Below are 4,149 nucleotides of genomic sequence, written 5' to 3' on the forward strand. Positions count from 1 at the left end.
ATACTTAGCAACGTTAAATAAAGAGTCAGTTGTTTAAAAGTTAAACTCATGGTCGTCAGGCTAAACGACAGTTTCACAAGCGATAAATCTACTGTAGCCTGTTCTCAGGATGACCTTCACAAATCGGCTGTTGTTTTTGGTGTAAAATCTTGACAATACATCAATTACAGCCAGTTGCTAGAGTTTAAATTTTTTAACAAAATACCGATCGCACCCTCTTTTACTAATTGAGTTCATGGCTCTTCATCGTTGGTTTCCATTGCTATCAACACTTTTGTGGCTGACTGTTACCGTCTGGGGAGCCAAAGCCGATCCGGAATTACCAGCAGCTAAGAACGATAATTGCCCTCAGCCAGCGTTGGAGCGCTTGAAGAAACATATAGTTGCTGCGGGTGAGACGATCGAAAGTATCGCCAGCAAATACGACCTCATTCCGGCTACGCTAATGGGCATGAATCCCAGTTTGAGGCAAGGAGAGGCTCGCGTTGGCAGCGAAATTATCATTCCTCCTTACAACGGTATCGCCTTAGAAGTTCCTGAAGGTAAAACTTGGCGCGACTTAGCCGCAGGTTACAACGTCCGTCCCGCCGTAGTCTACGAAGTCAATGGCTGCGAAGAAAATCCCAGAGTAGTCTTTTTGCCAGGGGTAAATTGGTCTCCCGAAGGCACTGATGTTGAATTTGAAAGCGCCTTGAAAGGCTATCCTTTACCCACACAAACAACAGTGGGTTTTGCCTTTGGCTGGAATCTTCATCCTATTACTCGTAAAGTAGTCTTTCACGGCGGTGTAGACTTGCTAGCAGAGCCAGGAACGCCAGTTTTTGCCGCTGGCGACGGTATAGTAGCTTTTGCTGGCGAAAGAGGAGATTACGGCAACTTAGTAGTTATAAATCATCAGGAAGGACAACAAACTCGTTACGCGCACCTAGATACGATCGCAGTGTCCGCAGGTCAGACAATTCAACAAGGTATGCAGTTGGGAACCGTCGGTACTACAGGATTTCCCGACATCGAACTTCCCCATCTGCATTTTGAAGTCAGATATAACTCCGATTTAGGTTGGGTAGCTGAAGACCCAAAACGTTACTTACAGGCAGCCGCAAGGCAAGGTGATGCCATGTTTTCCCGGCAACAAACAACACAGGTAGAGCAACGTTAATTGGGGTGTAGGGAAAAAAATGCACCCTACACCCTACACTCTATGCCATCTCTCAAAGATGACGGGAAAAGTCAGCGGTGTGTATTATGGAGTCGATACTTTTGCTAATAACTCTTGCTGTGGCTCTGGCGGCTGTTCCTCTGGGGGCGAGCTGGAGCCAACAAGAGAACGGTACAAATTGTCATACTCCTGAGCGGATTTATCCCAGCTGAAGTCCATCCTCATCGCCCGCTGTTGCAATTCGTACCAATCTTTCTTGTATCGGAAGCTCTCCCAAGTCCGCACCATAGACGTATAAAGGTCTAGAGGTTCATAGCGATCGAAACAGAAACCCGTACCTACATGGTTCATGGGGTCGTGGTGGGAGACGGTATCGACCAAGCCGCCAGTACGACGGACAATGGGTACGCAACCGTAGCGCATCGCCATCATTTGACTGATGCCGCAAGGCTCGAAGCGACTGGGCATCAGGAAAGCATCCGTACCCGCGTAAATGCGTCTGGCTAAGGCGTCGCTTTGGAGGATATAAGCTGACATCCGACCGCGATAACGAGTGGCAATTTGCCACATTTGGTTTTCGTAGTAGGGATCGCCCAAGCCTAACACAACGAATTGTGCATCGGTGTAGGCCATGAAGCGGTCTAGCACCTGAATGATCAAATCGATCCCCTTCTGTTCTACTAAGCGGGAAATCAAGCCGATCAAAAAGCAGTTGGCATTCACCTCTAAGCCCAATTCTTCTTGAAGGGCGACCTTGTTGGCCCGACGCTGGTCGAGAGTATCGGCGGTAAAATTTTTGGTCAGATGTTTGTCCGTGGCGGGGTCGTAAATGTGGGTATCGATGCCGTTGAGGATACCGCTTAACTTGCCACTGACGTAGGATAACAAGCCTTCCAACTGTTCCCCGTAGGCTGGTGTTTTAATCTGATCGGCGTAAGTGGGGGAAACGGTGTTGACGCGATCGGCATGGTGAATGGCCGCGCTCATTGTATTATGGCCTTGCATATACCAAGGGCACCAAGTCATCTGCTCTAAACGCCAGCGCCACGGCCCTTGATAAGCTAGGTTGTGAATTGTAAAGATAGTCTTGATCTCCGGGTCTTCCTGCATCCACACCGGAATCATGCCTGTGTGCCAATCGTGACAGTGGATGATATCTGGTTTCCAGTAGTTCCAGGCAAACTCAGCTGCACCATTGGCAAATAAGGTGAACCGCCAGTCTTCATCTTCTCCGTAGTAGATGCGGCGCGGCCAGAAGGAGGGATGACCAAACAGGTACAACGGTACATCGCTATTTGGAAAGACCGTCTCGTAAACAGCGAAGTTTTGTAACATCGCTGTGCCATACCAAATAGGCGATTTCGGTACGTCTATTTTGTCGGGCATAAAGCCATAGTAGGGCATGAAGATCCGGACATCATGCCCCATTTTTTTCAGGACTTTGGGTAAGGCACCGACGACATCCCCCATGCCGCCTACTTTAGCCAGGGGTGCTGCTTCAGCTGCAACAAATAGAATCCGCATCTTATTTTCGCGTTCCCTGCAATGGTTTGTTACATAATACCGAGTCAGGGGATCGATGACACGCTTTCTTGGCAAGCAGGTTTTAGTTGCCTGCTATGCTGAAAAAGAGCGGCCATCTTGCCTAACTAATACGGTTACAGGGCGGGATTATCTTTGCCCACCCCACAAGATATTAATTTACTCTTGTCTCACTTCGGCAAAAATTTGCTCTAAAATTGTTTGGGCTCCCTGTTGCCGCAAGCGCTGTGCCAGTTCGATACCTAATTTTGCCGCGTCGATCGCAGCTCCGCTAACGCTATCCTTGATTAATTGCTGTCCGTCCAAGCTGGCGACCATACCTGTGAGGGTGAGGGTGTCGCCTTCGATTTGGGTGTTAACGCCGATCGGTACTTGACAGCCGCCTTCCAGTTCTCGTAAAAAGGCTCGCTCTGCATAGCAGCGTTGCGCTGTGGCTGTGTGTTCCAATACTTTGATTAACGATAGCACTTCGGTGTCGCCGTCGCGGCATTCGATCCCTAAAGCTCCTTGTCCGACAGCGTGGAGGGAAATTTCGGCGGGGATGACTTGGTGAATGCGATCGCTCATTCCCAATCTTTGTAACCCGGCTACTGCTAAAATAATGGCGTCGAATTCACCTGCATCCAGTTTAGCCAGTCGCGTATTCAAGTTACCCCGAATATCTTTAAATGTCAGGTGGGGATAGTGGTGACGCAGTTGCGCCAGTCGCCGCAGGGAAGATGTTCCCACTACTGCACCTGCTGGCAAGGTGTCGATTTGTTTGTCTTTGTGCTTTTCGTGGACTACCAAGGCGTCGGCTGGGTTTTCCCGTTCGGTGACGCAGCCTAAAATCAAACCTTCTGGCAAATTCGTGGGTAAGTCTTTGAGGGAATGGACGGCAAAGTCTGTCTCGTTGTTGAGCATTCCCACTTCGAGTTCTTTGGTAAAGAGTCCCTTATCGCCAATTTTGGCTAAGGCGACATCGAGTATTTTGTCGCCTTGGGTACTCATAGTGTGGACTTCAAAGGTGATGTCGGGGAAGTGTTTCTGGAGTTGTTCTTGCACCCAGTAGGTTTGCACTAGGGCGAGTTGGCTTTTGCGCGAACCGATGCGTATTGTGCGGGTAGGAGCGGAAACTGACATAAAGAGGTGTTGTCAAAAGAGCGTGTAAAGTCACCCAATCTAGGCTACCGCAGACTGGGACTTCTATATTAGAAATTGCAGACGTTCGCTACCACGGAAAGTGACTATACCTATGTTTCGGTTGAAGTATCCCGTCGAACAAAGCGATCCGCCTCTTTCTCCCAGAGAAACTCTGCCCACGATGTACGATCTACCTAGCGAAGATCCGGAGGAACCCGGTTTGCCTGACCGAAAAGCGAGACGCAAGCCCCTGGCTTTAGACATGGGGATAAGTCGATAAGCGACTTTAGTCGCCGTCTCGATTTCCGTTTAGACTCGAATTGCGT

Annotated in this window: 3 protein-coding genes and 1 pseudogene; 2 read left to right on the plus strand and 2 right to left on the minus strand. The window is 49.2% G+C overall.

Translation table 11 applies throughout. The annotated features are described in order from the left end of the window. The first annotated feature begins 235 nt into the window (after nucleotides 1–235). Nucleotides 236–1,159 (plus strand): M23 family metallopeptidase, encoded by a 924-nt coding sequence (locus H6S82_RS21365; RefSeq protein ID WP_190474275.1) that lies wholly within the window; start codon nucleotides 236–238, stop codon nucleotides 1,157–1,159. Between the two features lie 84 nt (nucleotides 1,160–1,243). Here the strand turns inward: H6S82_RS21365 and glgA are convergent, their stop codons facing one another. After that, on the minus strand, nucleotides 1,244–2,683 hold the full coding sequence (gene glgA / locus H6S82_RS21370; protein ID WP_190474274.1) for a glycogen synthase GlgA: 1,440 nt from the start codon (nucleotides 2,681–2,683) through the stop codon (nucleotides 1,244–1,246). A 177-nt stretch (nucleotides 2,684–2,860) separates the two neighbouring features. Further along, the gene (hemC, locus tag H6S82_RS21375; RefSeq protein WP_190474272.1) at nucleotides 2,861–3,823 is read right to left on the minus strand and encodes a hydroxymethylbilane synthase; all 963 of its coding nucleotides are present in this window, start codon (nucleotides 3,821–3,823) and stop codon (nucleotides 2,861–2,863) included. 112 nt (nucleotides 3,824–3,935) lie between these two features. On the opposite strand from hemC, the pseudogene H6S82_RS21380 reads away from it, so the two are divergent. After that, nucleotides 3,936–4,052: pseudogene (locus H6S82_RS21380) on the plus strand (Uma2 family endonuclease); the annotation flags it as partial. Nucleotides 4,053–4,149 lie beyond the last annotated feature (97 nt).

Source organism: Planktothrix sp. FACHB-1355 (assembly GCF_014748295.1).
Lineage (GTDB): Bacteria > Cyanobacteriota > Cyanobacteriia > Cyanobacteriales > Aerosakkonemataceae > Aerosakkonema > Aerosakkonema funiforme_A.

Bases quoted from the DNA above. Each gene is read 5' to 3' on its own strand.
- H6S82_RS21365 (WP_190474275.1), top strand. From the start codon at position 236: ATGGCTCTTCATCGTTGGTTTCCATTGCTATCAACACTTTTGTGGCTG.
- glgA (WP_190474274.1), bottom strand. From the start codon at position 2,683: ATGCGGATTCTATTTGTTGCAGCTGAAGCAGCACCCCTGGCTAAAGTA.
- hemC (WP_190474272.1), bottom strand. From the start codon at position 3,823: ATGTCAGTTTCCGCTCCTACCCGCACAATACGCATCGGTTCGCGCAAA.